The 6,152-nt window shown below is 38.8% G+C and carries 6 protein-coding genes and 3 tRNA genes; 5 read left to right on the top strand and 4 right to left on the bottom strand.

The window, feature by feature from the left end:
- The first annotated feature begins 93 nt into the window (after positions 1-93).
- The 4 genes from ACTNC0_RS15010 to ACTNC0_RS14995 all read left to right on the top strand — a co-directional run bounded on the left by ACTNC0_RS15010 (position 94) and on the right by ACTNC0_RS14995 (position 825).
- Positions 94-166 (top strand) — tRNA-Asn (locus ACTNC0_RS15010).
- A gap of 45 nt (positions 167-211) precedes the next feature.
- A tRNA-Glu gene (locus ACTNC0_RS15005) sits at positions 212-283 on the top strand.
- A gap of 37 nt (positions 284-320) precedes the next feature.
- Positions 321-391: transfer RNA gene (locus tag ACTNC0_RS15000), tRNA-Cys, on the top strand.
- 230 nt (positions 392-621) lie between these two features.
- Positions 622-825, top strand: coding sequence for a hypothetical protein (locus ACTNC0_RS14995; protein WP_441088002.1), 204 nt, complete (start codon positions 622-624; stop codon positions 823-825).
- Positions 826-873: 48 nt separating this feature from the next.
- On the opposite strand, the gene ACTNC0_RS14990 is transcribed toward ACTNC0_RS14995, so the two are convergent.
- Both ACTNC0_RS14990 and ACTNC0_RS14985 read right to left on the bottom strand, forming a co-directional pair.
- Positions 874-1,446, bottom strand: coding sequence for an N-acetyltransferase family protein (locus tag ACTNC0_RS14990; RefSeq protein ID WP_441088001.1), 573 nt, complete (start codon positions 1,444-1,446; stop codon positions 874-876).
- A 342-nt stretch (positions 1,447-1,788) separates the two neighbouring features.
- Positions 1,789-2,019 (bottom strand): hypothetical protein, encoded by a 231-nt coding sequence (locus tag ACTNC0_RS14985; RefSeq protein WP_117677107.1) that lies wholly within the window; start codon positions 2,017-2,019, stop codon positions 1,789-1,791.
- 309 nt (positions 2,020-2,328) lie between these two features.
- On the opposite strand from ACTNC0_RS14985, the gene ACTNC0_RS14980 reads away from it, so the two are divergent.
- Positions 2,329-3,048, top strand: a complete 720-nt coding sequence (locus ACTNC0_RS14980) for a LytR/AlgR family response regulator transcription factor (protein ID WP_441088000.1) — start codon at positions 2,329-2,331, stop codon at positions 3,046-3,048.
- Positions 3,049-3,399: 351 nt separating this feature from the next.
- On the opposite strand, the gene ACTNC0_RS14975 is transcribed toward ACTNC0_RS14980, so the two are convergent.
- Positions 3,400-4,749: a DHHW family protein gene (locus ACTNC0_RS14975; protein WP_441087999.1), complete on the bottom strand. Its 1,350-nt coding sequence runs from the start codon at positions 4,747-4,749 to the stop codon at positions 3,400-3,402.
- A 12-nt stretch (positions 4,750-4,761) separates the two neighbouring features.
- On the bottom strand, positions 4,762-6,150 hold the full coding sequence (locus tag ACTNC0_RS14970; RefSeq protein WP_441087998.1) for an MBOAT family O-acyltransferase: 1,389 nt from the start codon (positions 6,148-6,150) through the stop codon (positions 4,762-4,764).
- Positions 6,151-6,152 lie beyond the last annotated feature (2 nt).

The raw sequence follows: 6,152 nt of genomic DNA, 5'->3' as shown, positions 1-6,152 counted from the left end.
ACTAATCGGGTGAGGGCTTGACCAAGAATCGCAGGAAGAATGATCTCAAGGAAATGTCAACATGTATGTAGTTTTGAAGGTGCAAACCTTTATTCCTCCTTAGCTCAGTCGGTAGAGCATGCGGCTGTTAACCGCAGTGTCGTTGGTTCGAGTCCAACAGGGGGAGTTTTCGGAAACATGAAGTCCGATACCAAATTTGAATTTTCTACCAGGCTCCATGGTCAAGCGGTTAAGACACCGCCCTTTCACGGCGGTAACAGGGGTTCAAATCCCCTTGGAGTCATTATGTAAGAATTCTTACATATAATAAAAGTATATATGGTGCCATAGCCAAGTGGTAAGGCAAAGGTCTGCAACACCTCTATCCCCGGTTCAAATCCGGGTGGCACCTCTATTAAGCCTCAGATAATAAAGGTTATCTGAGGTATTTTTATTATGTAATAGAAAAATTCGCTGGAAGCTCCTATTATATAAAAAAGCCTAACCGGCTTCAAAATCATGCTTTTTTATTTGCAGATTTCCTGAACAGCCTTGTGATTACATTCTTTATTAATCTTCTGTAATTTTGAAAACGGTGGACTAACAGATGCGACAATCATTGATGGATGAGGAGAGAGAAAGATGTTTAGTAAGAAATTATTTGGGAAAAAAGGAAAAAGGAAAGCTACAGAATATAAAGTAGAAAGTGAGAATCTGGCAGTTCCGGAAGTACATACCCATGAAATTCACCCAGAAGAGGTTTCAGAAGATGAGCGGAGCAATGAGCCGATTACTTATGAAAATGTAGCGATTCCTGAGATACATATTAAAAAAAGAAGAAAATAAATTAGAAATCAGGCATGGAAGAATATGAGTCCAATGCTTGATTTTTGATTATAAAGCATTTGGCCAATTTGGTGTTTTTTGATCGGAAAGATGTTCTCCAATCAACTTTTCCATCCAGACCATATTATACCAACGGTGGAACTTGTAGCCACACTTATAAAATTCTCCAACAAGACGGTAGCCCATGTGATGATGAAACTCGACGCTGTTTTTATCCAGATATTCATCTTCCTTGGGAGGATAAGCGATACAGGCATTCATATTTAAAATTCCCTGTTCACGTAAAGCATTTTCAAGTGCATCATGCAGCTTGCGGCCGATGCCTCGATGTTTGACATTCTGATTAACATAAATGGAGGTTTCTACTGCCCAGTCGTATGCTGGTCTGGCATGAAAAGGACTGGCGTAGGCGTAACCAAGCAGCCTTTTGTTTTCCTCGGCTACGAGATAAGGGTATTTTTGCAAAGTATATTCAATTCGGGAAGCAAATTCTTCTGCAGAAGGAACGTCATATTCAAAGGTAATTGCGGTATGCTCTACATAAGGAGCATAAATATTTAAAAGTGCCTGTGCATCTGCTGTTGTGGCAGTGCGGATAGTAACAGAGTCTTTGATATCCATAAAAGCTAGTCCTCTTTTTTTATTTTTTGAAAGAATTTTTTTGCTTGACTTAAAGTTAAGTTTATGCTGTATGATAAAAACGGGAAACGTATACATCGATGAAAAATGAATCTTTCGATTCGAATTTACGGACAGTATATAACGGGGGAAAAAAAGAGTCAATATAATTTGAGGATGTTGCAAAAGAATTTGAAAAACAGCAACAAGAGGCTGAATAAGTAAGAGTCCTCCTGAGACTATAGTGTTACGGTTTATTGCATTTCTGGTAGCACAACAGTATCCATTTGTTCATTAAGGATACGACAGTTTCAGGGGGATTTTTGGTATCACATATAAAAAATATCATTCGTCAAATTCAGCAGTGACAATAAAACCTCTTGGTGTATGTTCAATATTTTTTACGATTCCCTTGCGGGATTTGATGCGCTGAGCATTTGGATAGCAGCCGGACATGGCTACAGCTGGTTCGATGATGTAACTGTAATTCATAAAGGACTGATATTCGGAAATTTCTATCTCATCACCAATCTCTATCAATCCCTGACGTTCCATTTTAAATTTTTCCTGACGCATATAATTACCTCTTTCTGTTGAAATATATTTATAATGATGCGAAGGTCATCGGTTAAAATGCTATCAATCTATGTGTGTAATATAGTATAGCACAAAAATAAGAAACAACAAGTAGCATGTGAACAGCAATATAATAATAGTGATGATAAATTTAAAATAAATTAAAAAAGTACTTGAATACGTAGGATTCTGCATATATAATAAAACCGAATTATACTGTTTACATATAAATGTCAGAATTTCTAAGGTGTAACAGAAGTCTGACATTTATTTTTATCTTTTTATATTGATACAGGAAGGAGAGATTACATGCGGACAATTGTCATTTGTGATGATGTTGAGATTGAAAGACTTCTTTTAAAAGAAATTTTGTGTCAGTATTTTGAGGAAATAAATGAAGAAGTTTCTATTATAGAATATGGTTCTGGAGAGACGTTGGTAGCTGATGTGGAAGAGGGCTATCTTGATATGGAACTTTTACTTCTTGATATTTATATGAAGAAGCTTAATGGAATGGAAACTGCCAGAAAACTGCGACAGCTACAGTGCAAAGTTCCGATCATTTTTCTGACAGCTTCTCCTGATTATGCAATAGAGAGTTATGAAGTACAGGCTTCCGGATATTTATTGAAGCCATTTTCAGAGGAAAAACTGATGAAGCTTCTGAATATGATCCTTAAAACAGATATGAAGAGACGAGTTGCGATTAAGAATAGGAGACAGTATCGTTATCCGTACACAGATGATATCGTATATATTGACAGTGATAAGCACAATGTTACATTACATCTCTCGGATGGTTCAGAAATCGTGACAGTAGATAAACTGGTAGAAATTGAGAAAAGGATCAATGAAAAACGTTTTCTGCACTGCCATCAGAGTTATCTGGTGAATATGGATTACGTTGCGGATGTGCAGGATAATTTTATAATGAAAGATGGCAGCATTGTTCCAATTCGTGTTCGGGGACGAAAAGAGATGCTGGATGCATATTATAACTACTTTATAGACCATTTTACCGATCTGTAGTCTGGCGTATGTCTGGAAAAACACTCTCGGAGAGAGTTGGCTGAAAGATAATTGACGCTTTTGCATAATAAATTGAAGAATTTGCACAAAACCATAAATTAGCATAAAAACTGATATAATACATATCAAGGTACAGCTGATGCAAAAACAGATAAGCTGGGAACGGGGAATGCAACAGACAGCGTTATCTGTCTGATCAGCTGATATACCCGACCTATTATCAAAATGTGTGAAAAGTGTGTGTTTAAAGTGTGTGTAAATGTGAAAAATCCCCACTGGAATCCAAGGTTTCCTCGGCATTGTGATTCCAGTGGGGATTTTGTGTTACATTGAATATAAAATTGATTTATGTTATTCTTCAGATTGATCGTCAGAAGTATCTGTACTTGAGTCCGAAGATGATTGGTCATCAGAGTTATCTGTGTCTTGCACAGACGTCTGATTGTCAGATGTATTCGTGTCTTGTCCAGATGCCTGTTCACCGGAGACAGAGGTGCCTTCATCAGAAGCTGAAGCAGTATTGTCTGTGTTCTGGTCTGTGGCCTCGTTAGATAATGCAAGTTCCAGGGAGGTATCTGCAAAGAATGTATTTGCATTATATAGATACAAGATTTCCTGAACATTTTCTACCTGGATCAGCTGCTCCAGATTTCCGAAATAATAACGAGGGTCGACCATTACGATCTTGCGGTAATGCTGTGCAAGGAATGGGACAAAGCTGTTAGCATAGGAATCCTTGAGAACCAGCAATGTATTATCAGTCTCCGTAGGAGTGCTGATTTTTACCTGGGCGTGATTACCGCCAAAAAATAAAGCATATTTATCTCTGGTGTCAAGCTTCGATGTATCATAGAAGCTGGCACTTTTTTTCTGTTCATCAACATAATTGATGACAGATGAAAGTGCATTATCCCCTGTCGGAAAAAATACATCGATCTCATCTTTTTCACCGGAGCGGAAACCGCTTTTGGCAGATAATGTTCCCTGGAAAGAACGAGTAACCGGTGCTTTATCGTAGGTGTCAGAAGAAGTATCGATTGCCATATCTTTAGCGGCCTGAAGATAGGCATAATAAGCACCCTGAGTGGTCCAGTGATGATCTGTATGGTAATAAAGATCTTCCATTTTGTGGTCTTTAAAAGTATTTCGGACATCGATGAAAGTTATGCCGGCCTGTGTCAGAGAATCAGACAGACTGTCCAGCCAGGTATTCTGATCCTCCACAGGAGCAAAAGCAGGAAGCTTATTGCTTAAAATGTTTACAGAGTTTGGAGCGATAAGTGCATACTGTTTCATATCAGAATGACGTTTGGCAAAGTCAGTCATTGCTTTTACAGTAGAATCATACTGTGTCTGTTCAGGTGATTTGAACTCTTCAATAAGATATCCGGATTTTCCCAGATATACACCATTCGCCTCCACTTTTCCCATTAAACGGTCAGTTCCGGCTTTCAAAGTAATCCAGAGATCGCGAAGCGGAAACTGATCATTTTCATAAGTTTCGAATTGTTTCTCGAATCCACCGGAAGCAATCTGACTGCCGTTTAAATGAGGTCGGGAGGAAAGTACGCGGTTTTCTTTTTCGGAAAAGCCCCTGTCAGGAAGTACGATACCTATGATTAGTACGACCAGAGGAATGAACAGAAACAAAAGCCCCATTCTATGGAAAAATATTCGATGATTTCTTAGTGATTTTTTCATATTGTTTTCCTTCTAAAATTTTGCATATAAAAATGGTGTGTATGAGTTATAAACCATGTAAGCAACGGACAATGCAAATAAAACAAGATTTATAACTACCGCTGCAGTAGGTCTGCGTCTGACCAGACGTTTAAAATGCTGGTAAGGAGTCGGACGGCATGCAAGAATACTGATCAGAAGAAGGATAAAGCCTGTCTTGAGATAATAAAGAGCAGTGCGGTCGATAAAACCTGCGGCTCCGATTCCGAACATAGTTCCAAGGTAATGTCCAAGTGCGCCAAAATCAGTCTGGCTGAAGAATACCCATCCGATCATGACTACGAGCATGGTGTATACAGTGCGAAGCCATGAAGGCATTCTGTCCAGAAATTTCTGAAGGACAAACTTTTCAAGTAAAAGAAAGAGTCCATAATATACGCCCCACAGTACAAAGTTCCAGCTTGCACCATGCCACAGACCGGTAAGCGCCCATACCACAAGGATGTTGCGGATATGTTTCAATGTGGAGACACGGTTACCCCCGAGTGGAATATAAATATAATCCCGGAACCAGCTTCCAAGAGAAATATGCCAACGGCGCCAGAATTCGGATACACTGGTTGAAATATACGGGTAATCAAAGTTTTTGTTAAAATCAAATCCTAACATTTTTCCAAGGCCAATAGCCATATCTGAATAACCGCTGAAGTCAAAATAAAGCTGCATGGTATAAGCAAGGATACCAATCCAGGCAGTGAATACAGACATCTGGGAATGACTGCAGATTCCTGCGTACAAAGCGGAGAGATTGTCTGCCAGGATAACTTTCTTGGCAAGGCCTTTCACAAAAAGCTCGGCACCGATACCAAATTTGGAAATATTAATAGTGCGTTTATCTAACTGCTCCTCAATATCTGCATATCGCACGATGGGACCTGCAGAAGTATAAGGAAACATAGTACTGTATACTGCAAAAGTCAGGAAGTTTCGCTGTGCATTGACTTTGCTTAAATAAATATCAAAGAGATAGGACAGATTACGGAATGTGTAAAAAGAAAGTCCTATCGGCAGCGAGAGTTCCGGGTGAGGAATATGGATACCGGTGATTCCTCCGATAGTGTTAAGCAGAAATCCATAATATTTAAAAAATACCAGGATTCCCAGGTTTACAATGATGGAAAAAATCAGATTAATCTTTTGCTTCCTGTCATCATAATATAAACGTTCCAGTTCTGTTCCCATATAATAGTTAAAGACACTGGAAAACAACATAAGGATCACATATACAGGCTCACCCCATGCATAAAAGATCAGGCTGCCTAAAAACAGCAGCAGATTGCGAAGCTTTCCCGGGACCAGATAATAGATCAGCATAAAAACCGGAAGAAAGCAGAATATAAAAAAGATACTGTTAAATACCATAT

The organism is Blautia sp. HCP3S3_B11 (assembly GCF_052064435.1).
In the GTDB taxonomy this organism is placed as follows: domain Bacteria; phylum Bacillota; class Clostridia; order Lachnospirales; family Lachnospiraceae; genus Blautia_A.
This window is presented reverse-complemented; position numbering and strand designations above follow the sequence as displayed.